The sequence below is a fragment of the Parasphingorhabdus sp. genome (assembly GCF_048267785.1).
Lineage (GTDB): Bacteria > Pseudomonadota > Alphaproteobacteria > Sphingomonadales > Sphingomonadaceae > Parasphingorhabdus.
Map to the genome: position 1 here is coordinate 102,707 of NZ_JBLWWU010000006.1, position 23,135 is coordinate 125,841.

The window sequence follows — 23,135 nt, forward strand, 5'->3', positions numbered from 1 at the left end:
GGTTCATGCTGCCAGTCCATGCTGGCATCACGGGGGAACAGGAGAGGACATGAACGCAAAACGCATCGGTCTATGGGCGGGGCTCGCCGTGTTTATTGCCATGTTGCTCGCGCCCACTCCTCTGTCAATGTCGGTTACCGCCTGGCGCGTCGCCGCGCTGACACTGTTGATGGCGACCTGGTGGATGACACAGGCGATACCGCTGACAGCGACCGCCTTGCTGCCCTTTCTGGCGCTGCCGACAATGGATGTGATGACGGCAGGGGAAACCGCCAGCCAATATTATTCGCCGATTCTGTTTCTCATCCTCGGTGGAGCGTTCCTGGCGTTGGCAATTGAACGTGTCGGCCTGCATCGGCGTCTGGCTCTGGCGATTATCGGTCTGTCGGGGAAAAGCGCATGGGGCATCTTGTTTGCCTTCATGATTGCGACCGCCTTGCTCAGCATGCTGATCTCCAACACCTCGTCGACGCTGATCATGATCCCGATAGCGGTGGCGGTATTGGTTGCGGGCGGCGTCAAGGATGGCGAAACCGACGGCTTTGCCGGAGCGCTGGTCATGGGCGTGGCCTTTGCCGCATCGATCGGCGGACTGGGAACGCTGGTTGGCAGTCCCACCAATGCGATTGCCGCCGGCCTGATCAACAAGACATTGGGCATGCAACTCGATTTTCTCAGCTGGCTGAAATTCGGCATCCCGATCGTGATCATCGGCATCCCCGCTCTTGCGATCATTCTCATTGCTGTTCAAAAGGTTGGGCGGCATAGTTTCGACGGTGTGAAGGCAAAGCTGGCGATCGGTTCGCCGGGGCCATGGAGTGTACCGGAGAAGCGCGTCGTCCCGGTCGTCGCGATCGTTGTTCTCGGCTGGTTGCTCCTCCCGCAAATCAAGACATTATTCCCCGAAGGCGCTCTGCATGACGGCAGCATTGCGATCGTCGGCGGTCTGTTACTGTTCATGCTGCCCGATGGCACCGGTCGGCGTCTGCTCAACTGGGACGAAGCAGACAAGGCGCCTTGGGGCGTGATCATGATGTTCGGTGGTGGTCTCGCGCTGGCCGCGGGAATTATCGAATCCGGTCTGGCAGAATGGCTGGGCGGCGCGCTCGAGCCGCTGCAGTCCGTACCGGTGCTGATTATTGCCATTGCGCTGGTCGCGCTGGTCATATTGGTAACCGAATTTGCCTCCAATGTCGCCACCGCCAGCGGGATCATGCCGGTGGTCGCCAGCCTGATCCTCGCGACCGGCGTCGATCCCGTGCTGCTGGCGGTGCCCGCGGCGATGGCAGCGAGCTGGGGATTCATGTTGCCAAGCGGGACCGGACCCAATGCGATTGCCTGGTCGACCGGTCATATCGAGTTGCCGAAAATGCTGAAGTCCGGCCTGCTGCTCGATCTCGCGGGCATCCCGATCATAATCGGATGCGTATGGTTGGTTTCCATTGTAACCAGTTAGATTTTGAGGCATGACTTTATCGACATTCATCGCTGTGGAGAGATAGAATATGGCAGAGCAAAATGATCCAACGGCGGCCGTGCCGGTCACCCGCCGGATGCCCAAGGCACCCATAGAAAAAATTGGCGGACGCAAGCTGAAGCCGGCGACGTTGATGATGGGGCATGGCTATGATCCGGAACTTTCGGAAGGCGCGCTCAAGCCACCAATTTTTCTGACCTCGACCTTTGCCTTTGAAAATGCCGCCGCCGGCAAACGGTTTTTTGAAGGGATTACCGGCAAGCGCCCCGGTGGTTCGGACGGTCTGGTCTATTCACGTTTCAACGGCCCCAACCAGGAGATATTGGAAGACCGGTTGAGTGTCTGGGACGAAGCCGAGGATGCACTGGTATTTTCCAGTGGGATGTCGGCGATTGCCACGGTCGTGCTGGCCAATGTCAATCAGGGCGATGTCGTCGTTCACAGCGGGCCGCTCTATGCCGCGACCGAAACGTTGATCAATCAGATATTGGGACGCTTTGGTGTAACTTTCCTTGACTTTCCGGCGGGTGCCACGCCTTCCGAAGTTGCTGTGATACTCGAACAGGCCAAGCAGCAGGCAGCAGCCAATGGCGGCAAGGTGGCGATCATCTATCTCGAAAGTCCGGCCAACCCGACCAATGCGCTGGTCGATATTGAAGGTGTCGCTACGGCTCGCAAGCAGGTTTTCGGCGATGATGGTGCGCCGCCGATAGCGATTGATAACACGTTTCTGGGGCCGCTTTGGCAGCAACCGCTCAAACATGGTGCGGATATAGTGATTTACAGTCTGACCAAATATGTCGGGGGGCACAGCGATCTGGTTGCCGGCGGCGTATTGGGCGGCAAGGCCTATATGGACCCGATTCGCGCCATCCGGAATGTCATTGGAACGATATGCGACCCGAACACCGCATGGATGCTTATGCGCAGTCTCGAGACATTGGAACTGCGTATGACCCGCGCCGGCGAAAATGCCGAAAAGGTCTGCGCGTTTCTGCGCGACCATCCCAAGGTCGAGGGACTGGGCTATCTCGGCTTTATCGCGGACGAAGGCCAGAAGGATATCTATAATCGCCATTGCAGCGGCGCCGGATCCACCTTCTCCGTCTTCATCAAGGGCGGTGAAGCGGAGGCGTTCCGATTCCTCGACGCCATGAAAATCGCCAAGCTGGCAGTCAGTCTGGGCGGCACCGAAACGCTGGCCAGTCTGCCCGCCGCGATGACTCACCTCTCGGTCCCTGACGAACGCAAGGCCGCGCTCGGCATCACCGATAATCTGGTGCGGATATCAATTGGCGTCGAGGACCCGGACGACCTGATCGCCGATTTTGATCAGGCGCTGGCGGCTGTGTGAAGCCTCTGCTGTGCGTTTGCAGGAACATACCGTGCGATCCATAGCAATGCTTGTTCCGTGACGGGGTGCCCCCGGATATAACAGAAGCGTTGAAATGACACCGATTTTGGCCGGAGCAAAGATTTTTCGACACCCAGATGAAGCAGGCCAAACCGTATCAAAAAGGCTGCCGGGGAGCGAAAGACGATAGGAAGGCTGCAAAAAGTCACTCACTGTCCGCAGCCCGCAGCAATGGCGAAGCGCATTTAAATCGGTATTGACGATCTGGACGACCCGATCGCCGGTTTTCCTATTGGGGGTTCATAGGCCAGGGCCAATAGGGGTGACGTCAGCCGACGAACGCTGCTGGCCTGCTGTGTCGAACCGAGGTTCCCGGCCCATGCTCCAGTTCTTCTGCATACGCACCTTAGGGTTGGGTGCGCACCAGATTTCTCCGGTGGCATCAATAGCTGTGACCCAGATTAGATTATGTTCAGGACCATAGTCGATTATGCCGTGTGCAAGGCCATTGCCGCGGTCTACAACGAATACCGGCAACTGTGTAAAGGCCATCGACCTGCTCCGTTTGATGTGCCCTGTCGCCTGATACGGGCACACTGATATATTATCTTGATCGCCTTTCCGGATCGCGGGACCAGACCGGTGGAATCCATCGTCTCGGCGGCGGGGTTGCTGCTGGATCCACCATGACTGGTGACTGTTGAAAATGGTTCCGGGACCGCCTGACCATCAGGAGCCAGCGTCTGGTATACATCATTTTCATCCGATCTATCCGTCAATTTTTCCTCCTGCCAGGAATGTCGCTTTTCGACCGAGTAACGCTGCCAACCTTGTGAGGTTCCCGATGGCGCGAAGTTTCCGACCCAGAGCCGATGTCCCCGGAAGAGTTCGGTCTTTCCTTGAGCAGCGCCGATCAGACATCTTGCCGAACGAACACAACTCAACTGCAGCAATCAGCGGCGCCCGGTTTCATACTCGCTTGAAAGGCCATACTCAGCGTCTTGTCGCCGGTAGAACAGACGGGAAATCGAATGTTCGCTGCAAGCGTCACGGAATTAAATCCGCGTCTTTGAGTCAGGTTCCATCAGTTGCGCTGCCGCAACATTGGCTCGGTCTTGACCAAAATATCTGCCTTATTGCTATTGCTGCACATCAATCGACAGGACTTCAATAGCATCCTCGCGACCTGCAAAGTCAGCATAGTCGCCCGGTTCCAGTCCGATGAGGGCGCGGCTGATCGGCGCGGAAAAGGATACCAGCGCGCGCCCCGGATCCGCTTCGTCATCGCCGACAATGGCCAGCGATTTCTCCGTGCCGTTGAGCAGGAACGTCACTCTGGTGCCAAATTCTACCTTTGCCCCGCTCGGCACTGGCGGCAGCTCCGCTGTCGATTGCCGTGTGTTCCAGTAACGCAAGTCTCGTTTGGCAATTTTGAGCGCGGTTTCGTCAGTGATCGCAGCAACATCCGCCTGTAATTTGGCCACACGATCCTTGATCATCTGCAAGCCACGCGCCGTGACAAGATTGGGGCCGACCGGAATGGGCAGCTCGAACTTGGGTTCAAGATGTTCGTCATCACCTTCTCTTCGGAACGCAACGCTCATCGGTCAGGTTCCAGACGTTTTGGGCGTTACCCAGATAGAGACCGGCACGACAAATTTTCCATGCGCGGGCGTGCCGACGTCAATGCGCTCGGCGGTGACCCGTTCGCCGGTTTCCAGGCTGAAGGATATCCAGGGTTTTGGCATACGGCCAAAGGTCATTTTCTGGATCGGTTGACCGGTGGTGCTGTTCATGATGGTCGCGATAATAGCCATGCCGAGGCGCTTGCGATGGATGCGCCGGACTGTCAACCATGCGGTGACACTCTGCAACCGGACCATCAGCCATTCGGTATCGTATCGGGCCGAATATAGGGAAACATATGCGGTATATAGTCTGCTTTGCCGAGTTCGACCCCTTTGCTGCGCAATATCGCGTAGGCGGCCATCAGGTGGAAATAAAACTGGCCCAGCGTCCAGTCGCGGGCATATTGTTCTGCGGTCAGATCCAAAACCATGCCGTTCGGAAGCTCGTGCGCGATGGGTTCGTTCGGATCTTTGTCGAGCGCGTCGGAGGCAAGCCCCTTCAGCAACGTGATGGTTTGCTCGATCCGTGCCTTTGCATCCGCGAAGGTCCCGGGCTTTTCTCCTCCATTGCGTCCCTCATCTACAAGCGCACTGATCGAAGCGGGGAAGGCCTCTCCTTGCAGCCGGTAAACCGCTTCTTGCGCCTGTACGCAGGCGAATCGAATCTGGGTGGGCAAGGGAAACATATCGGGTGCGAGACGGGCGGAAAGCAGTGAGGCTACTTCTGCTTCCGGCAGTTGTTCCTGTGCCTTTTCGAGCCAGCCCGAAAGAGCTTTCAGCATTTGTGTATAGGTCGGGACGAGGAGCTTCGTTAGCGACATGTCTTTTTATCTCCAGAATTGAATTTGCTGGTGGGCGATCTCGTTCTTTTGATTCGCCGTTGTCCGGCTGTCCATAGTAATTAGATTGCCGGGCATTGCGAAACCAGTCTCATGCTTTTTGTTCCAAGGTGCACTGCTTCTATCGACTAGCGCCAGTCGACGATTTTCCAGCCGCGCGCTTCGGCCATATGCCGTAACTTGGGCGTCGGGGTCGTTGCAATGGCTTCGTCGGCAAATTCCAGCATTGCCTGATCGCTGACATGATCGGAATAGGCGCGGACATGGGTTTCGCTACGCTGCCATCCCTGTTCCGCAAACAGGGCCTCGATCCGGCCAATCTTCGCATCATCATAGCAATTCTCGCCGATGATGTGCGGTCGCACGCGTCCTTGTTCATCGACCTCCAATTGTGTTCCGATCAGATGGTCAAAGCCAAGGCGTCGGGCAATGGCTTCGGCATAAAGTTCATAGGATGCCGTCACCAACACCAATGTCCGACCGGCAGCGCGATCCTCTTCGATCTGGTCGATCGCTTTCAGATGACGATTGGAGCGCAGCACGTGATCCGCGTAGCGTTCAATCAGCGGCTGCAAGTCCGAAACTTTGGGAGTACTGCCCAGCAACATCCTCTGATTAAAGGTTTTTAACTGACCGCGACTGATCAGCTGGAGGCCATAAGCCAGAAAGCCAAATGGCAAGAGGGGCAGGAAAATCAGACGCCATGGCGCTCTGGCAAAGACCATATAAAACAGAAATGGCGTATAAGTCCCGCGCACGGTGATCGTCCGGTCCATGTCGTAAAGTGATATTTTCTGCATGCCGTCCCGAAATGTCCGTTCACGGCCTCCATAGCAGCCCCCCGACAAATGCACCAAATATTTGAACGGTTTAATCTCTTGAGCTTTGTCGCAATTTCGGTCACCTATAGACACGATGTCAATGCCCAGTGATTTTGTCGAAGAGACGACCGAAGATGGAGCGGTTACGCTTCGTTTTTCTGGCGATCTGTCGATTGCCAATATGGGGGATATGCCCGAACGTTTGCGGGATTATCTGGGCAATGTGCAACGGCTGGATATTTCTGGCACGGATTATGTCGATACGGTTGGCGCTTGGCTTATTCACCGCACGGCACGGGACAGCGGGGCCGAAATTATTGGCGCTGATGACGACGCTCAGCGACTGATTGCCGCCGTCGCCAACGCAGATCAGGTGACCGATATCCGGCCGGATGCACCCAATCCGGTGTTGCGCGTGCTCAATGAAGTGGGCGAGGCCACCGTCATAGCCTTCACCACGCTGGCCGGACTGACCGGATTTTTCGGTGCGATCATTGTCGGCTTTGGGCGATTGATGCTGCATCCCGGCAGGATCAGATGGAACGCGGTAATTGCGCGATTCGACGTTGTCGGTGTTCGTGCACTCGGAATCATCGGACTGATGAGTTTTCTGATCGGGCTGGTGATCGCTCAACAGGGCGCTGTGCAGCTGCGCCAGTTCGGAGCAGAGGTGTTCACGGTCAATCTCGTTGGGCGGCTGACCATGCGAGAGCTTGGCGTGCTTATGACTGCTATCATGGTCGCTGGTCGCTCCGGCTCGGCCTTTGCGGCGCAAATCGGTACAATGAAGCTGACCGAAGAAATTGATGCCATGCGCACAATTGGCGTCTCGCCGGTTGAAGCGCTGGTGCTGCCGCGTTTCATCGCCGCCGTGATCATGCTTCCTTTGCTCGGATTCTATGCGTCGGTCGTGGCGATCATTGGTGGCGGTCTTTTGAGCTGGGTTGAACTGGACATTCCGCCGGCCACATTCTTCTCCCGCATTCGCGAAGTCGTTCCCCTGACCGATGTCTATGTCGGCCTGGTCAAGGCACCCGTCTTCGGAGCGATCATCGCGATCACCGGTTGTTATCAAGGGATGCAGGTCAAGGGCAATGCCGAGGATGTTGGCAAGCGGACGACGGCGGCCGTCGTCCAGGCAATTTTCCTCGTTATCGTGCTCGATGCCTTTTTCGCGGTCTTTTTTACCTGGATCGGATGGAATTGATGCTCGATTCGCAATCCACAGTCTACGACCCCGATTATGAAGGCCCGGTGATCAGCGTTCAGGGGCTGCGCAACAGCTTCGGCGATCAGGTGGTCCACGACAATCTTGATCTTGATGTGCGCCGCGGCGAGATTCTTGGGGTCGTCGGCGGATCGGGTACGGGTAAATCCGTGCTGATGCGCTCGATCATCGGTTTGCAAGCGCCCAATGAGGGCGAAATCAGCGTGTTCGGCCAGCAGATATTGGGTGAATCCGATGCCGCGACGATTGAAATGCGCAAACGCTGGGGCGTATTGTTTCAGGGCGGCGCGCTGTTCTCGACGCTGACCGTGGCGGAAAATGTGATGGTACCGATCCGCGAATTCTATCCGGAGATGGATCGCGATTTCCGCCGCGAAGTCGCCAAGTATAAAGTCTGCCTTTCCGGGTTGCCGCCTGATGCCGCGCCAAAATATCCGTCCGAACTGTCGGGCGGCATGCGCAAGCGAGCTGGCATTGCGCGGGCGCTCGCGCTCGATCCGGAACTGCTGTTTCTTGATGAACCGACAGCCGGGCTGGATCCGATCGGCGCTGCCGCCTTTGACAATCTGACCAAGGAATTACAACAGACAATGGGGCTGACGGTCTTTCTGATCACCCATGATCTGGATACGCTTTACGCGATTTGTGACCGTGTGGCGGTGCTCGCCGACCAACATGTCATCGCTGTCGGGACAATCGATGAATTGCTCGCGCTCGATCATCCCTGGATTCAGGAATATTTCAATGGTCCGCGGGGGCGAATGGCGTCCGCCGGGAAAAAGGTGACAGGATGAGAACGCTCAGCCCCAACAGAGATTTCTTGCAGGTGAAGGCCCCGCTCGTCATAGAGGTGAAATAGATGGAAACGCGCTCCAACCATATACTTGTCGGTGTTGTCACTTTGGCGATGCTGGCCCTTGTGGCCGCCTTTCTGGTATGGATCGTCCGCTTCGGCGAAGGCGAGACCAAGCAATATGACATATTCTTTGCCCAGTCGGTCGGCGGACTGGCGGCGGGGACTGGTGTCACGTTTGCCGGTGTGCCATCGGGGCAGGTGCTCAAGGTAGAGCTGTGGAAAAAAGATCCGAATTTTGTGCGTGTTCGTATCGCGGTCAGCAAAGATACGCCGATACTTGAAGGGACCACTGCCACCATCCAAAGCGTCAGTTTCACTGCTCCCCCCAATATTCAGCTCGACGGAGCCAAAAAGGGTGCCCCGCCGATTGCCGACCTCGGCCCCGAAGGGGTGCCCGTGATCCCGACCAAGCCAGGCGCGCTTGGCGAATTGCTTAACAGTGCGCCGCTGGTCGTGGAGCGACTGGCGACGCTTACCGACCGGCTAACGCTGTTGTTATCGGATGAAAATCAGAAATCGATTACCGGGATATTGAAAAATACGGACCAGTTGACTGGAAGTCTGGCGAAACAGGCACCGGGGCTGGAGGCGCTGATGGAAGAATCGCGGATCGCCATTCGCAATGCCGGTCAGACTGCAGAAAAACTGGGGCTGGTCGCGGATAATACCAATGAATTTCTCACCAGTAACGGCGAGCCAGTGGCGAAAAATCTGGCCACGACATTGGAATCCGCATCCAAGAGCCTTCTTGCTCTGGAAGGCGTATTGAAAAATGCACAACCCGGGGCAGAGCGTTTCTCCAACAAAACCCTGCCGGAGGTAGATCAGCTGGTCGAAGATATGCAGGCCCTGACCAAATCTATGACCAATGTGGCCGAACGGCTGGATCAGGGCGGAGCCGGATCATTATTATCAGCACCGGCGCTGCCGGACTATGAGCCGGGGCAATGAAGAGGTGGAAATGATGAGCAAGTTTCAACTTTTGAAAGCTGTCGGTCTGCTGGCCGCGACCACGGCACTGGGCGCGTGCGTCAGCTTCGGCGGTGCTGAACCGCCACCATCCCTGCTGTCGCTGTCTCCCGATCAGAAATTGTCGGCCGGGGCGACGCAAAGCGGATTGCAAACCGGATCATTGGTGGTTGCGCTGCCCGCCGCTCCGCAGAAACTGAACACCATCCGCCTGCCGGTGCAGACGAGCAGTACGGGCATCGCCTATTTGAAAGATGCGGTATGGGTCGACAAGCCCGCCCGGCTGTTTCAGAATCTGCTGAGCGAAACCATCGCTGCCCGAAATAACCGGCTGGTGCTTACCGCAACCGAAGCGGGCGGCAATGCGGAAACCTATATCACCGGCGAGCTGATCAATTTTGGTCTCGACGGTCCCAGTCTGACGGTCACCGTCACCTATGATGCGGTCAAAATGACCAAAGACAAGACGGTTGAGAAAAAACGCTTCGAAGCGGCTGGACGGGTTTTTGCCGCCGAACCGGAGGCGGTTGGGGATGGTCTGAACAAGGCAGCAAATGAAGTGGCAGCCCAAGTCGCCGAATGGGTCGGTTGACAGCATCAACACCGGGCATTCAGGGCGCTACTGGCGTTCTCTTATCTATTCCTCGCCATAGCTGAATCCTTCGGGTTCTGGCCATCCGATAGGGGTCGCTGCCATCACGCGGAACAGGCGCCCCATCTCGTCGACATGCGTGAGACGTTGATGCGCGGCGCGGATATTGTCGGCTTGTTTCGGTGCCGCGGCAATCAGTGCTTCGGCCCTCTGGTCGATCCCCAGTGACTTCAGCCACTGTCCCTGTTCCGCTGGCCCGTGCACAGCCAACAGGCGCGTCCGCGCAATATTCGCCAATGTGTGAAAATCGACATGGGCGGTGAGGTCGGAGGTTCCCGGGCTGTCGAACGGGCTGATCGGCATATGGTCCTTCACTGCCTGTAACGTGCTGCCGGTTCCCGGTCGCGCATAGCCATAGTCGATAATCAGCAGTGCGCCGCCCTGATTGGCGAGATGACTGGCAAGATTGCCCGCCAGTTCGACGCTGACCGGGGAACGTTCCAATATCGTGCCGTCCGGAAACCCGCTCATGCTGCCACCGATGCGGTCCTCTGCTGTTTCCGTGCTCGGAACAGGGGCAAATTTGCTGCGATCACGCTGGACCATCTGCCGCCGCCAGCCGCCAGCGGTCGCGACAAATTGCTCGATTGGCAAAGCGTCGAAAAATTCATTGGCGACGACCAGCAGCGGCCCCTTGTCCGGCAGGCTTGCGATATCGTCATGCCATTTCGCGTTGGGATGCAGTTGCGCCTGCTTGGCTTTCAATATCGGGCTGGTTTCGACGAAATGGACCGTCGGGGTGCAACCGAACCTGGCCAGGGAACGCAGCGCGTCACTGGCTAATGTACCGCGGCCAGGTCCCAGTTCGACATAGTGACAAGGATCGGGTGATCCCTTGCGAAGCCACAGATCGGCCAGCCAGATGCCGACAATTTCACCGAACATCTGGCTGATCTCTGGCGCGGTGACAAAATCACCGTCTTCGCCGAGCGGGTCCTTGCTGGCATAATAGAAATCATTGGCGATCGCCATATAGTCGCCGAGGGGGATCCGACCTTCGCGGTCAATCCTGTCCGCGATTATATGCGCTGCACTGGGTGGATCCGTTTTTCTGCCGTCAGGCAACGCTCTTGTCTCCGGCCACCGGTTCGATCCGCGCGCGCCTGCCTTTCGCGGTGAAAACCAGCCAGATGCCAAGCAGGATCATCGGGACCGTCAACCACTGGCCCATGCTGAAGCCCGATTGCTCGACCAGCCATGTAAGCTGGGCATCCGGTTCGCGGAAAAATTCGACGGTGAACCGGCTGAAGCCGTAAACCAGCAATCCGGTGCCGAGCAGCTTGCCGGGTTGATAGCGCGCATCGGTTTTCCAGAAGAGCAGGGACAGGATGATGAAATAGAGCACGCCTTCGAGGCCTGCTTCATAAAGCTGGCTCGGATGGCGTGCGACTTCGCCGCCCATCGGGAAAATGATGGCCCACGGGACATCAGTGGCGCGGCCCCACAGTTCTCCATTGACGAAATTGGCGAGCCGTCCGAAGAACAGTCCGAACGGAATGACGCAGGCAATATAGTCGCACATTCTAAGAAAACTGAGCTTCTCCCGTCGTGCGGTCCACCACAACGCGAGCACAACGCCGATCGTGCCGCCATGGAGCGACATGCCGCCTTTCCAGACCTCGAATATTCGGATCGGGTCCTGCAGGATTTCGGGACTGTAGAAAAATACATAGCCCAACCGGCCGCCGACGATGATCCCTAGTGTCGCCCAGAAGATCAGGTCATCGGCATGGCGTCGGGCCATCGGCGATCCGGGCTGCGCAATGAGTTTGCTCAAATACCAGTAACCAATCAATATCCCGGCAAGATAGGCCAGCGAATACCATTTGAGCTGAAAAAAGCCGAGGTCAAGCGCGTTGGGAGACAGGCCAAGTGCCTCAAAACGCGTAAACTCTGCCGCATTGGCCAATATAATATCAATCAACTCTTTTCCCCGCGTGGTTTCCTGTCCATATAAAGGGAAATTCCCCTTTACCAAGAGGGAACAACGGGAGACTTGAAGAATGGCGATTTCTGAATTGGACCTGGCAATCGATAAAACGATGGCAGCGCTGACTCAACCAGGACAAATGCTGGAACTCGATACGATCCAAAAATTCGGTGTCGATTTGCCGGTGTTCAAGAATGCGCCACAGAATGTCGCGGATTATCTTGCTTATTTCTGTCAGCAGAACGCCGACAAGGAATTTCTCGTTGATGGCGATATCCGCCTGACCTTTGGCGAAACCTATGCTGCCGCTCGTACTCTCGCTGGCGGGCTGGTCGAGGGCTATGGTGTTCAGAAAGGGGACCGGATTGGTATTGCCGCGCGCAATTCGGCAAACTGGGTCATCCTCGACATGGCGATCACGATCGCCGGCGGTGTTTCGACCAAGCTCAATGGCTGGTGGCAGGGCGATGAACTGGCGGACGGTATCGAAGATGTGGGCTGTCGCTACGTGTTTGCCGATTATCAGCGGGCCCAGCGCCTGGTCGAATCGAAACGCAACCATGGTGCCGAACTATTGGTCTTCGAGCATGACAAAATGCCTCTGGAAGGGCTGAAAGTCATGCTGGAAAAGGGTGGCGGTGCGGAGACTCCGATGCCGGCTATATCGCCCGAAGACAATGCGACGATATTGTTTACCTCCGGGTCCACCGGTCGCTCGAAAGGCGCCTATGCCGAACATCGTTCGGTCGTGCAGGGTGCGATGAGCTACGTCGGCACGGTGCTGGTTCTGGTCCAGATGATGACCGCGGCGGGCACGATGCCGGAAGGACAGCCGACCGCAATGGTTTGTGTGCCGCTGTTCCATGTCACCGCTTCGGTACCTTTGGTGCTGGTCAGCTATGCGATCGGCCGGAAACTGGTGTTCCTTAACAAATGGGATGCCGAAGAGGCAATGCGCCTGATCGAGAAGGAACGGGTTACCTATTTTGTCGGTGTGCCGTTGATGAGCATGGAAATCTATTCGCATCCCAATCTCGACAAATATGATCTCAGCAGCTGCGTTACCATGGCCGCTGGCGGCGCGCCGCGCCCGGTAGACCATGTTAAGCGGATCAAGGAAAAAATGGGCGATGGCTTTCCTGTCATTGGCTATGGTCTGACCGAAACCAACGGTGTTGGCTGTTCCAACCAGAATGAAAATTATCTCGCCAAGCCGGACAGCACTGGCCGCGCCACTCCGCCGATTGTCGATGTCGCGATCCTTGATGATGACGGCAACAAGATGCCGCAGGGTGAGCGCGGTGAAGTTTGCATCCGCACGGCTGCGAATTTCACCGGCTACTGGAACAATGAAGAGGCCACAAAGGAAGCCTTCACCGACGACGGTTATTTCCGCACTGGCGATATCGGCTATCTTGATCCCGAAGGCTATCTCTACATCGTTGATCGCAAGAAGGAGATCATCATCCGGGGCGGCGAGAATATCAGTTGTCAGGAGGTGGAAGCCGCAGTCTATACAAATCCGGCGGTTGCGGAAGCCTGTATCTTCGGTGTTCCCGATAAGCGGTTCGGGGAAGTGCCGGCGCTGGTCTATCACGTCAAAGAGGGCCATAGCCTTACGGACGAACAATTGCTCGAAGGGCTCAAGCACCAGCTCGCTCCCTATAAGATGCCGGTTCATATCTGGAAATATGACGAACCACTGCCGAAACTTGGCACTGCAAAAATCGCAAAAATCGTGCTTGCGAAAAAGCATCGTGACGAACTGGCAGCGGGCGGATGAACATACGCGCCGATATTCCGGCTGCGCCTGAGGATCCTGGCAAACGGATCGTACGGCAGCGGGATATTATCAATCGTCGGGCGCTTGCTGGAAAAATAGACGAGATCATCGCCGAATATGCCATGCCCGAAGCGCGGGCAAAGATACTTTCGATCTTGCAGGACGCACTGGCAAATGGCCGGGCTGAGATCAGCAAGCGACTGTTGAAGAGGCCGTCTGCTGGTCATGAAATGGCAGCAGCCCAGTCGTTTCTGGTCGACCAGTTGGTCCGGTTGATTCACGATATCGCGGTGCATCACCAATATCCGGTCAGCAACCCGTCCTCGGGCGAAAGAATCGCGGTGATGGCGGTGGGTGGCTATGGCCGGGGTGAAATGGCACCGCATAGCGATGTCGATATCGCGTTTCTGACACCGCACAAGGCTACCAGCTGGACTGAACAGGCGGTCGAAGCGATGCTCTACTGGCTCTGGGATCTCGGGTTGAAGGTCGGGCAAAGCAGCCGATCGATCGACGAAATGGTGCGTATGGCCAAGGGCGATCTTTCGATCCGCACGGCGCTGCTCGAAGGGCGTTATATATGGGGTGATACCGGCGTTTACGAAGAAGCAAAGCAGCGCTTCTTCAACGAGGTGGTGGCAGGTACCGACAGCACTTTCGTTGCTGAAAAACTCGCCGAGCGCGATGCCCGCCACAAGAAAATGGGCGATAGCCGCTATGTCGTTGAACCCAATGTCAAGGAAGGAAAGGGGGGGATGCGTGACCTGCAAACCCTCTATTGGATCGGAAAATATATTCATAGCGTGGCTTCGGCCGAGGATCTGGTCGACGTCGGATTGCTTACTGCCGACGAATTCAAGCGCTTTCGCAAGGCGGCCAATTTTCTCTGGGCGGTGCGCTGTCACATGCACGACCTTACCGGTCGCGCCGAAGACCGGCTGACCTTCGATCTCCAGCCTGAAGTAGCGCGGCGGATGCGTTTTGCCGACCGCCCCGGAAAATCGTCGGTTGAGCGGTTCATGCAATATTATTTCCTGAACGCAAAAGTGGTCGGAAATCTGACCGGTGTGTTTCTTGCCCATCTGGACGAGACGCACAACGCCGGGGTACGCCGGTTCCTGCCGAGCATGACCCGGAAGCCAAAGAAGCTGAAGGGTTTCGTTCTCGATCGCGGCCGGCTGGCATTGCCGGACGAGAATTTCTTTGAAGAAGACCCGGTCCGGCTACTCGAGATTTTCTGGCTTGCCGACAAGCACGGGCTGGAAATCCATCCGCTCGCAATGCGGGCGGCGCGGCGAGATGCCAAGCTGATCGACAACAGAATCCGCAAGAACAAGCGCGCCAACAAGCTGTTTCTCGACGTGCTTTGCTCGCCGCGCGATCCTGAACTGGTGCTGCGCTGGATGAACGAAGCCGCAATATTTGGGCGCTTCATCCCCGATTTTGGCCGGGTTGTGGCACAGATGCAATTCGACATGTATCATCATTATACGGTTGATGAACACACGATCCGCGCGATTGGCCTGCTCGCCAGAATCGGCAGGGGTGATCTGGCTGACGATCATCCGAACAGCACCGCGACCATGGCGAAACTGCAGAACCGGCGGGTAATTTTTGTCGCCACGTTGCTACATGACATTGCCAAGGGACGCGGTGGTGATCACAGTATATTGGGCGCGGAAGTGGCAATGAAACTTTGTCCGCGACTGGGTCTGAGACCACATGAGACCGAACTGGTCGCGTGGCTGGTTCGCAATCACCTGCTGATGTCGGCGGTTGCGTTCAAACGGGATCTTTCCGATTTCAAGACCATTCAGGATTTTGTCAGTCAGGTGAAAAGTGTCGAGCGTCTCCGTCAGCTCACTGTGCTGACGGTCGTGGACATTCGCGCGGTCGGGCCGGGAGTCTGGAATAGCTGGAAACGGCAGTTGCTGACCGATCTGTTTGAAGCGGCGGAGGAAATGCTGCTACTTGGTCACAAACAACGTGGCCGCAAGGAACGGATTGACGAGAAAAAGGCCGTTCTGGCCGAGGCACTGAATTTGCCGGAGGCCGAGTTCAAGGCATTGGCAAAACGATTCACCGATCCCTACTGGATCGCAGAACCTGATGATATAATCGCTCAGAATGCCCAGCTAGTGCTGGATGCCGGGGATACGAACCTAGCGATTTTTGCAGATGTTTATGCCGAACGGGGTGCGACATTGATAACCGTCTATGCCGCTGACCATCCGGGATTATTCTATCGGATTGCAGGGGGCATTCACGTCTCCGGCGGCAATATTATCGACGCGCGCATTCACACCACCCGAGACGGCATGGCGCTGGACAATTTCCTCGTTCAGGATGCACATGGAAAACCGTTTTCGGAAAAGGCGCAGCTGGATCGGCTCAAGGAAGCAGTCGAGGATGCTTTGGCAAACCGATCCAAACTCTCGACCAAGCTCGACGCCCGACCGCTGACCCATTCACGGGCAGACGCCTTTACCATTACGCCCTTTGCGTTGGTCGACAATGACGCGTCCAACCGGTTTACCGTTGTCGAAGTCAACGCCCAGGACCGACCGGCCCTGCTCAACGCTCTGGCCTATGCCCTGTTTGAATCGAAAGTGACCGTGCATAGCGCCCATATCGCAACTTATGGTGAGCGTGCGGTGGATACTTTCTACATTACTGATCTGCTGGGTGGCAAGATCACCAGCAAGCAAAGGCTGAACGGGCTGCAAAAACGGCTGACCAACGCTGCTGCTGCCAAGGTCGACGACAAGGCTGCTTAGCCGAGCTTGTCCTTCAATGCCGCCAGAGCACCAAAGGGACCTGCTTCCGCTTCGGATTTCAGCCCTTTCTCGCGGGCGACTTCATCGGCGTTTGGACCGCGCGGAAAAGGGTCGAGTGAAAGATAGAGCGTTTGCGCAATAGTTTCTCCCAGATCAATCTGCGCCCGTTCATATTCGACGATATCGCATTCGTCCTCGGTCAACTCGATCTCTTCCTCAAGCTCGTCCGGATCGGCCTTGGGAACAAAAAGAATATCAAATTCTTCCCGAACCTCCACTGGAATGGCTTCACCGGTTGTTGCGCAACTTTGGTGCAAATCGGATTCGATCTGTCCGGTAAACGCGATCCCGCGTTCTGTCGCCGTCAGTTTATAGCTCCCCGTCAGGCTGGATATCTGCGGCAAGTCGAATCTGAGCGCCAAAGCGTCTCGTTCTTCCGCATTGGCCACGAGCTTGCCGCTTTTCGGTTTCGCGCCGATGTCCGACAGTTTGACAATATGGGAGAATTCAGGCTGGTCCATTATCCAGTCACTCCGCTGTCCGGAATGTGACCCGCCACTATCTCGTCTGAATCGCAATTCTGCAAAGCGGCATGATAGGCGGAAAGTTGCCGGGTAACATAGGCTAGCGCGGCATCTTCAGGTTTTTCTCCGCGGAAAATATTACGCAAAATCGCGTCTTGAAGATCCTTGCCATTTTCCAGCGCATCGCGATAGGCACCGACGCGACCGCCCAGCGCACCCATAATCCGGCCGACATGCTTGCTTACCACCATGTCGCCAATGCCGATCTGACGCAATTGTCCATCCATATCGGATATAAAAATTTCGGTCAGCCAAGCCACGTGCTGATCCAGTTCCGGTTCTTTTTCGAGCCGGATCATCACGAGCGAGAAAATCGCGGCAATCATGTCAAACCGGCCATCGATACTATCCGGGACCTGGCCCTTTTCATACCAGGAAATCTGTCGGCCTTCCCGCACAATCGCCTGGTATAGCGGACGCATCTCGGCATTGGCTTTGTCTCTGGAAAATATTTTGCTGAAAAATGACATTGCTGGTTCCGCTGGTTGGGTCGCGACTTTATGGACGATCATGGCGTTTGTTAAGTCTGGATACAGGGCATATTGATATTTATCGCCCGAGATGCAATGGGCGATGACAGGTCAGACACCAATATGGTGCTGGCTGTATAGTGGAGAATGAGTTCGATGGTCGGCAATTTCAAAAAACACAGCTTGTGGCTTGGGCTAATGGCCGGTGCTATGACGATGACGGGATGCACCCAGGTGCAGGGTCATCAGGGATATATTGCCGACGAAGTGCTGATGTCCGCTATTCAGCCAGGCGTCGACAATCGCCAGTCGGTTGAGGCATCGCTCGGTCGGCCGACTTTTTCTGGCCAGTTTGATGATAATACCTGGTATTATTTCTCCCGCGATACTCGCCAATATGGCTTTAACAATCCTCGTCCACGGGATCAGCAGGTGATGCGCGTGCAATTTGATGCCGCAGGAAATGTGACAGCGGTTGACCGCACCGGCCTGGAACTGGTGGCGAGTATCAGCCCGGATGGCGACAAAACACCGACTCTGGGCCGCGATCGCTCCTTTTTCGAAGAATTATTCGGCAATATCGGTGCGGTTGGTGCAGGGGGAGTGGGCGGCGCAAGCAACGATCCGACTCGCCCCTGACGCCTGCCCCCATTTTCGTCCCGGCGGTTTCCCTTATTTGGCAATACCGCTGGCGGCGAGTACGGCCAGCGTTACCAATTCCGATGCGGTGGATGCCATGGTGGCGATCTGAACCGATTTTTCCAGTCCGACCAGCATCGGTCCGATGACCGAATCACCGCCCAGTTCGCGCAGCAATTTGGCTGACAGGTTGGCCGATTGGAGGCCTGGCATGACCAGCACGTTGGCGGGTTGTGACAGGCGGCTGAACGGATAGTTTGCCATCAGCTTGGGGTTGAGCGCAACGTCGGGCGCCATTTCGCCTTCATATTCGAAAGTGACGCGCCGCTGATCTAGGATCGCAACGGCTTCGCGAAGATTCTCCAGCCAGCGCCCTTCGGGGTTGCCAAAGGTCGAATAGCTGAGGAAAGCGACGCGCGGCTCGTGGCCCATCTGACGTGCGACAGCAGCAGTCTGCTCGGCGATATCCGCCAGTTCATGCGCTGTCGGCCGTTCGTTGACCGTGGTGTCTGCCATGAACACCGTATGATGCTGGCCGACCATGACATGGATGCCAAGGGCAGTACGACCTTTCTCCACATCTATGACTTTGACGACATCACGGAAGGATTGTGCATAAGGGCGGGTAACCCCGGTGATCATCGCATCACCCTGATTCATGGCGAGCATGGCGGAACCGAATATATTGCGGTCCTGATTGACCATCCGCTTGATGTCGCGCTCCATATAGCCGCGGCGGTGGAGACGCTCGTACAGCATGTTCACCATGTCTGGCACGAGCGGGCTATTGCGGCTGTTGTGGACCTCGAAGCGGTCCGGATCGGTCACGCCTAATTCCATAAGCTTCGCCCGTACGCGATCGTCTCTGCCGACCAGAACCGGCGTGCCGTAGCCGCCATCCTGGAACTGGATCGCAGCACGCAGCACGACATCTTCCTCGGCTTCGGCGAAAATGATCCGTTTGGGCGCAACGCGGCAGGCCTGATAGGCCTGGGTAAGGACGGATGTTGTCGGATTGAGACGCGCCTTCAGAGCCTGTCGATAGGCATCGAAATCCTCAATTGGTTTCTGGGCCACGCCGCTATCCATTGCGGCCTTTGCGACGGCGGCAGATACCACGTCCATCAGACGGGGATCAAAGGGGGCGGGGATGATATAGTCAACACCAAAACTTGGCGCTTTTCCGCCATAGGCAACCGCGACCTCTTCGGGAACCTGCTCCCGGGCAAGCTCGGCAATAGCGTGCGCCGCCGCGACCTTCATCTCTTCGTTGATCCGGGTTGCGCGGACATCCAGCGCACCGCGGAAGATGAAGGGGAAACCGATGACATTGTTAACCTGGTTGGGATAATCCGAACGCCCGGTGGCGATAATTGCGTCGGGCCGTGCTGCTTTTGCATCGGGCGGGGTGATTTCCGGATCGGGATTGGCCATCGCAAAAATTATGGGCTGGGGGGCCATATCCTTGACCATTTCCTGTTTCAGCGCGCCGCCGGCAGACAGGCCGAGGAAAACGTCGGCGCCGGAAAGTGCTTCCGTCAGTGTGCGCGTGTCGGTGTCAATCGCATGGGCGGATTTCCACTGGTCGACGTCGTCGCGGCCACGATAGATAACACCGGTCCGGTCGCACATGGTGAGATTGTCATGCGGAACGCCCAGGCTTTTGATCAGCGAGGCGCAGGCTATGGCAGCGGCACCGGCGCCGTTGACGACAACCTTTATATCCTCAATCTTGCGATCGGTCAGCAGGCAGGCGTTGATGATCCCGGCAGCGGCGATAATCGCGGTTCCGTGCTGGTCATCGTGAAATACCGGAATATTCATCCGGTCGCGCAAGGTCTGTTCGATGACGAAGCAGTCAGGAGCACCAATGTCTTCGAGATTAATCCCGCCAAAACTGGGTTCCATGATCTCAACGGCATTGATGATGGCTTCCGGGTCTTCGGTATTGAGTTCCAGATCGATCGCATCGACATCGGCGAAGCGTTTGAACAAAACAGCCTTGCCTTCCATTACCGGTTTGGAGGCAAGCGCGCCGAGATTGCCGAGGCCAAGAATGGCGGTGCCGTTCGAAATAACGGCGACCAGATTGCCCTTTGCGGTATAGTCGTAGGCTTTCGCCGGGTCTTCGGCAATTGCCCGGACGGGGACGGCGACGCCGGGCGAATAGGCTAGGCTGAGATCGCGCTGGGTAGCCATCGGCTTCGACGCGATAATCTCGATTTTTCCTGGGCGGCCATGGGAGTGAAAAAGAAGGGCTTCCCGTTCTGAAAAGTCTAGGTTGCTATCGTTCTTGTCGGCCAAATTATATCTCCGTTTATGAATGATTGGCTTGAATACGCCATTTGGATGTTCACGTCCCGGACGCGATCTACTCGTTTTGTCGCGACGCCGCAATATTCAAGTAAAATTCAACAGGATGTGCTTGCTGCTCTTTTATGTATCGTTGCACTCGGCTATCGCGAATGGATGGCAAGTCGGACTCAGGACAAAGTGAAAAACGCAGTCAAAGCGCCTTCGCCGGCAGCGGCAAAGGTGACGCCGATGATGGAGCAATATTTTGCGCTCAAGGAAAAGGCGGACGACTGTCTGCTTTTCTATCGGATGGGTGATTTTTTCGAGCTGTTTTACGAAGATGCAAAGCTCGCCTCGGCGGCGCTCGATATCGCCCTGACTTCGCGCGGAAAAAATGCCGGGGATTCGATTCCGATGTGCGGCGTACCGGTGCATGCTGCCGAGAGCTATCTGGCGAAGCTGATCCGGTCGGGTTTCAAGGTGGCGATTGCCGAACAGACAGAAACGCCGGCAGAGGCAAAAGCGCGCGGCGGCTATAAAGCTTTGGTTGCGCGAGATATTATTCGCTATGTGACCGCCGGGACGCTTACTGAAGATACGCTGCTGGATGCGCGCAGCGACAACATGCTCGTCGCGCTGGCACAGGTGCAGGGCGAAATCGGGCTTGCGGCGGCGGATATTTCGACGGGCAGTTTTGAACTGTCGACAATTTCCGATGATGGTCTAGATGCCGAACTGGCCCGGCTTGCGCCTTCAGAGATTATTTGTCCGCCGGCCTTGCTACCGCGACTGGCGAAAGCGACCGGCTGGGACAAGAGCCATTTTGACAGCGTAAGCGCAGAGCAGCGGCTTCTGGACCATTTCGGCGTTGCCACGCTTGATGGCATGGGCGAATTTTCGCGGGCCGAGCTGGCCACCGCCGGTGGACTGGTGGCCTATGTCGCGCATGTTTCCCAAGGCAATATGCCCTATTTGCATCCACCCAGAAGGCGGGAAAGCCGGGAGTTTCTGTCCATTGACGGTCCGACTCGTGCGAGTCTGGAGATTGACCGGACGCTTGCCGGCGCGCGCGACGGCAGCTTGCTACACGCCATCGACCGCACGGTTACGCCCGCAGGCGCGCGTTTGCTGGCCCGCGATTTATCTGCACCACTGTTTGATGAAAAGCAGATCAACCAGCGGCTCGGGCTGGTCCAATGGTTTCATGACGGGTCGGCGGTGCGCGGTGATGTCCGGACAGAGCTCAAGGCTTTGCCCGATATTGGTCGGGCCCTGGGCCGTATTTCGGCGGGACGGGGGAGCCCGCGCGACCTCGGACAGATCCGCGATGGTCTGCGCGGTGCGCGGATATTGCGCGAGCGTCTGACGACATTTGCGGGGTTGCCGGAACTGCTCGATTCTATTCTGCCCGCGCTCGACGGGCATGCCACGCTGGTCGATCTGCTCGACCGCGCCCTGGTCGAGGCACCGCCAACCGAGATGACCAACGGCGGTTATATCGCAGCCGGTTTCGATCCGGCGCTGGACGAACTGCGCAGCGCAGGGTCTGATGGGCGCAAGGCCATCGCGATGCTGGAGGCACGTTACCGGGAGGCGGCCGGGATCAATACGCTGAAGATCAAGCATAATGCGGTGCTTGGCTATTTTATCGAGGTTCCCGCCCGGCATGGCGACAGTCTGATGGCGGAAAATTCCGGCTTCACGCATCGCCAGACACTTGCCGGGGTCGTCCGCTTCAATTCCACCGACCTGCACGAAGAGGCCGTGCGGGTGTCGCAAGCCGGAGCCCATGCGCTGGCCGCAGAGGCTGCGCATTTCGAGGAACTGGTCGACAAGGTGCTGGCACGCAAGCACGAGATTGGGGAAAGCGCGGACGCGCTCGCCCGGATCGATGTCTCTGCGGCGCTAGCCGAACGGGCTGCCGAGGGCCAGTGGTGCCGCCCCGAATTTGTCGACGGCAATATACTCGATATCCAGGGCGGTCGTCACCCGGTGGTCGAATCTGCGCTGGCGGCCAAGGGTGATCCTTTTGTCGCCAATGATTGTTGTCTGGCGCAGGATGAACGCCTGTGGCTGGTGTCCGGTCCCAATATGGGCGGTAAATCGACCTTCCTGCGGCAAAATGCGCTGATCGTCATTCTTGCCCAGGCTGGCGGCTTTGTGCCGGCCTCGTCGGCGAAACTCAGCCTTGTCGACCGGCTGTTCAGCCGCGTCGGCGCGTCGGACAATCTCGCTCAGGGCCGCTCGACCTTCATGGTTGAAATGGTCGAGACTGCGGCGATCCTGTCGCAGGCAACCGAGAAAAGCTTCGTCATTCTCGACGAAGTGGGCAGGGGCACTTCGACTTATGACGGTCTGGCGCTGGCCTGGGCGGTGGTCGAGGCCGTGCACGAGACCAATCGCTGCCGCTGCCTGTTCGCGACCCATTACCACGAGCTGACCCGGCTGGCCGACCGGCTGGATGCGCTGTCGCTTCACCATGTTCGTGCCCGTGAGTGGAAAGGTGATCTGGTGCTGCTGCATGAACTGGCAAAAGGGCCGGCGGATCGCAGCTACGGTCTGGCGGTAGCGAAACTGGCGGGCATTCCGGGACCGGTGTTAAATCGCGCGAAAGCGGTTCTCGACAAGCTTGAGGCTGGCAAGGCGGAAACCGGAGGTCTCGCTGCTGGTCTTGGCGATCTGCCATTATTTGCGGCAAGCCTTGCGGATGTCGAAGAAAAGCAGGATGGCCTGCGTCAGGCGCTCGGTGCGATTGATGTGGATGCGCTGTCCCCGCGCGAAGCGCTGGACCAGCTCTACGCCCTTAAAGCACAGCTCGAACAGGAATAACGAT

General features: G+C 57.0%; 19 protein-coding genes. 10 read left to right on the top strand and 9 right to left on the bottom strand.

Annotated features, from left to right (window positions below):
• Nucleotides 1–49 precede the first annotated feature (49 nt).
• Together ACN0VD_RS06685 and ACN0VD_RS06690 are read left to right on the top strand one after the other, a co-directional pair.
• Complete coding sequence (locus ACN0VD_RS06685) at nt 50–1,456, top strand: SLC13 family permease (protein ID WP_417592913.1); 1,407 nt, start codon at nt 50–52, stop codon at nt 1,454–1,456.
• Nucleotides 1,457–1,505: 49 nt separating this feature from the next.
• Nucleotides 1,506–2,831, top strand: a complete 1,326-nt coding sequence (locus tag ACN0VD_RS06690; protein WP_417592915.1) for a cystathionine gamma-synthase family protein — start codon at nt 1,506–1,508, stop codon at nt 2,829–2,831.
• Between the two features lie 1,139 nt (nt 2,832–3,970).
• Here ACN0VD_RS06690 and ACN0VD_RS06695 read toward each other — a convergent pair.
• From ACN0VD_RS06695 to ACN0VD_RS06710, 4 genes are all read right to left on the bottom strand, one after another.
• Nucleotides 3,971–4,435 carry a GreA/GreB family elongation factor gene (locus ACN0VD_RS06695; protein WP_417592917.1) on the bottom strand — a complete coding sequence of 155 codons (465 nt, stop codon included), beginning with the start codon at nt 4,433–4,435 and terminating at the stop codon, nt 3,971–3,973.
• A 3-nt stretch (nt 4,436–4,438) separates the two neighbouring features.
• Nucleotides 4,439–4,648, bottom strand: coding sequence for a hypothetical protein (locus tag ACN0VD_RS06700; protein ID WP_417593088.1), 210 nt, complete (start codon nt 4,646–4,648; stop codon nt 4,439–4,441).
• A 65-nt stretch (nt 4,649–4,713) separates the two neighbouring features.
• Complete coding sequence (locus ACN0VD_RS06705) at nt 4,714–5,280, bottom strand: DUF1993 domain-containing protein (RefSeq protein ID WP_417592919.1); 567 nt, start codon at nt 5,278–5,280, stop codon at nt 4,714–4,716.
• Nucleotides 5,281–5,426: 146 nt separating this feature from the next.
• Nucleotides 5,427–6,098, bottom strand: a complete 672-nt coding sequence (locus ACN0VD_RS06710; RefSeq protein ID WP_417592921.1) for an HAD family hydrolase — start codon at nt 6,096–6,098, stop codon at nt 5,427–5,429.
• Between the two features lie 115 nt (nt 6,099–6,213).
• On the opposite strand from ACN0VD_RS06710, the gene ACN0VD_RS06715 reads away from it, so the two are divergent.
• From ACN0VD_RS06715 to ACN0VD_RS06730, 4 genes are all read left to right on the top strand, one after another.
• Nucleotides 6,214–7,326 carry an MlaE family lipid ABC transporter permease subunit gene (locus tag ACN0VD_RS06715; protein ID WP_417592923.1) on the top strand — a complete coding sequence of 371 codons (1,113 nt, stop codon included), beginning with the start codon at nt 6,214–6,216 and terminating at the stop codon, nt 7,324–7,326.
• Complete coding sequence (locus ACN0VD_RS06720) at nt 7,326–8,141, top strand: ABC transporter ATP-binding protein (protein ID WP_417592925.1); 816 nt, start codon at nt 7,326–7,328, stop codon at nt 8,139–8,141. The genes ACN0VD_RS06715 and ACN0VD_RS06720 overlap by 1 nt, the downstream gene beginning before the upstream one ends.
• A gap of 65 nt (nt 8,142–8,206) precedes the next feature.
• On the top strand, nt 8,207–9,154 hold the full coding sequence (locus ACN0VD_RS06725; RefSeq protein WP_417592927.1) for an MlaD family protein: 948 nt from the start codon (nt 8,207–8,209) through the stop codon (nt 9,152–9,154).
• A gap of 10 nt (nt 9,155–9,164) precedes the next feature.
• Nucleotides 9,165–9,764 carry an ABC-type transport auxiliary lipoprotein family protein gene (locus ACN0VD_RS06730; protein WP_417592929.1) on the top strand — a complete coding sequence of 200 codons (600 nt, stop codon included), beginning with the start codon at nt 9,165–9,167 and terminating at the stop codon, nt 9,762–9,764.
• Between the two features lie 45 nt (nt 9,765–9,809).
• On the opposite strand, the gene ACN0VD_RS06735 is transcribed toward ACN0VD_RS06730, so the two are convergent.
• Together ACN0VD_RS06735 and lgt are read right to left on the bottom strand one after the other, a co-directional pair.
• Nucleotides 9,810–10,889, bottom strand: coding sequence for a class I SAM-dependent methyltransferase (locus ACN0VD_RS06735; protein WP_417592931.1), 1,080 nt, complete (start codon nt 10,887–10,889; stop codon nt 9,810–9,812).
• The gene (gene lgt, locus ACN0VD_RS06740) at nt 10,882–11,748 is read right to left on the bottom strand and encodes a prolipoprotein diacylglyceryl transferase (protein WP_417592933.1); all 867 of its coding nucleotides are present in this window, start codon (nt 11,746–11,748) and stop codon (nt 10,882–10,884) included. Before lgt ends, ACN0VD_RS06735 begins: the two co-directional genes overlap by 8 nt.
• Before the next feature lie 79 nt (nt 11,749–11,827).
• Here lgt and ACN0VD_RS06745 point away from each other — a divergent pair, with 79 nt between their 5' ends.
• Together ACN0VD_RS06745 and ACN0VD_RS06750 are read left to right on the top strand one after the other, a co-directional pair.
• Nucleotides 11,828–13,537 carry a class I adenylate-forming enzyme family protein gene (locus ACN0VD_RS06745; protein WP_417592935.1) on the top strand — a complete coding sequence of 570 codons (1,710 nt, stop codon included), beginning with the start codon at nt 11,828–11,830 and terminating at the stop codon, nt 13,535–13,537.
• Nucleotides 13,534–16,314, top strand: a complete 2,781-nt coding sequence (locus tag ACN0VD_RS06750; protein WP_417592937.1) for a [protein-PII] uridylyltransferase — start codon at nt 13,534–13,536, stop codon at nt 16,312–16,314. Before ACN0VD_RS06745 ends, ACN0VD_RS06750 begins: the two co-directional genes overlap by 4 nt.
• Here the strand turns inward: ACN0VD_RS06750 and ACN0VD_RS06755 are convergent.
• Complete coding sequence (locus ACN0VD_RS06755) at nt 16,311–16,835, bottom strand: YceD family protein (RefSeq protein WP_417592939.1); 525 nt, start codon at nt 16,833–16,835, stop codon at nt 16,311–16,313. The genes ACN0VD_RS06750 and ACN0VD_RS06755 overlap by 4 nt on opposite strands.
• The gene (locus ACN0VD_RS06760; RefSeq protein WP_417592941.1) at nt 16,835–17,368 is read right to left on the bottom strand and encodes a ubiquinol-cytochrome C chaperone family protein; all 534 of its coding nucleotides are present in this window, start codon (nt 17,366–17,368) and stop codon (nt 16,835–16,837) included. The genes ACN0VD_RS06755 and ACN0VD_RS06760 overlap by 1 nt, the downstream gene beginning before the upstream one ends.
• A 147-nt stretch (nt 17,369–17,515) precedes the next feature.
• Between ACN0VD_RS06760 and ACN0VD_RS06765 the strand changes: the two genes are divergently transcribed.
• On the top strand, nt 17,516–18,007 hold the full coding sequence (locus ACN0VD_RS06765; RefSeq protein WP_417592943.1) for an outer membrane protein assembly factor BamE: 492 nt from the start codon (nt 17,516–17,518) through the stop codon (nt 18,005–18,007).
• Nucleotides 18,008–18,040: 33 nt separating this feature from the next.
• On the opposite strand, the gene ACN0VD_RS06770 is transcribed toward ACN0VD_RS06765, so the two are convergent.
• The gene (locus ACN0VD_RS06770) at nt 18,041–20,311 is read right to left on the bottom strand and encodes an NADP-dependent malic enzyme (RefSeq protein WP_417592945.1); all 2,271 of its coding nucleotides are present in this window, start codon (nt 20,309–20,311) and stop codon (nt 18,041–18,043) included.
• A 240-nt stretch (nt 20,312–20,551) separates the two neighbouring features.
• On the opposite strand from ACN0VD_RS06770, the gene mutS reads away from it, so the two are divergent.
• The gene (gene mutS, locus ACN0VD_RS06775; protein ID WP_417593090.1) at nt 20,552–23,131 is read left to right on the top strand and encodes a DNA mismatch repair protein MutS; all 2,580 of its coding nucleotides are present in this window, start codon (nt 20,552–20,554) and stop codon (nt 23,129–23,131) included.
• The last annotated feature ends 4 nt before the right edge of the window (nt 23,132–23,135 follow it).

Bases quoted from the DNA above. Each gene is read 5' to 3' on its own strand.
- ACN0VD_RS06760 (WP_417592941.1), bottom strand. From the start codon at position 17,368: ATGTCATTTTTCAGCAAAATATTTTCCAGAGACAAAGCCAATGCCGAG.
- ACN0VD_RS06690 (WP_417592915.1), top strand. From the start codon at position 1,506: ATGGCAGAGCAAAATGATCCAACGGCGGCCGTGCCGGTCACCCGCCGG.
- ACN0VD_RS06715 (WP_417592923.1), top strand. From the start codon at position 6,214: ATGTCAATGCCCAGTGATTTTGTCGAAGAGACGACCGAAGATGGAGCG.
- ACN0VD_RS06755 (WP_417592939.1), bottom strand. From the start codon at position 16,835: ATGGACCAGCCTGAATTCTCCCATATTGTCAAACTGTCGGACATCGGC.
- ACN0VD_RS06750 (WP_417592937.1), top strand. From the start codon at position 13,534: ATGAACATACGCGCCGATATTCCGGCTGCGCCTGAGGATCCTGGCAAA.
- ACN0VD_RS06695 (WP_417592917.1), bottom strand. From the start codon at position 4,435: ATGAGCGTTGCGTTCCGAAGAGAAGGTGATGACGAACATCTTGAACCC.
- ACN0VD_RS06730 (WP_417592929.1), top strand. From the start codon at position 9,165: ATGATGAGCAAGTTTCAACTTTTGAAAGCTGTCGGTCTGCTGGCCGCG.
- ACN0VD_RS06745 (WP_417592935.1), top strand. From the start codon at position 11,828: ATGGCGATTTCTGAATTGGACCTGGCAATCGATAAAACGATGGCAGCG.
- ACN0VD_RS06765 (WP_417592943.1), top strand. From the start codon at position 17,516: ATGAGTTCGATGGTCGGCAATTTCAAAAAACACAGCTTGTGGCTTGGG.
- mutS (WP_417593090.1), top strand. From the start codon at position 20,552: ATGATGGAGCAATATTTTGCGCTCAAGGAAAAGGCGGACGACTGTCTG.
- ACN0VD_RS06725 (WP_417592927.1), top strand. From the start codon at position 8,207: ATGGAAACGCGCTCCAACCATATACTTGTCGGTGTTGTCACTTTGGCG.
- ACN0VD_RS06685 (WP_417592913.1), top strand. From the start codon at position 50: ATGAACGCAAAACGCATCGGTCTATGGGCGGGGCTCGCCGTGTTTATT.
- ACN0VD_RS06705 (WP_417592919.1), bottom strand. From the start codon at position 5,280: ATGTCGCTAACGAAGCTCCTCGTCCCGACCTATACACAAATGCTGAAA.
- ACN0VD_RS06700 (WP_417593088.1), bottom strand. From the start codon at position 4,648: ATGGCTATTATCGCGACCATCATGAACAGCACCACCGGTCAACCGATC.
- ACN0VD_RS06720 (WP_417592925.1), top strand. From the start codon at position 7,326: ATGCTCGATTCGCAATCCACAGTCTACGACCCCGATTATGAAGGCCCG.
- ACN0VD_RS06710 (WP_417592921.1), bottom strand. From the start codon at position 6,098: ATGCAGAAAATATCACTTTACGACATGGACCGGACGATCACCGTGCGC.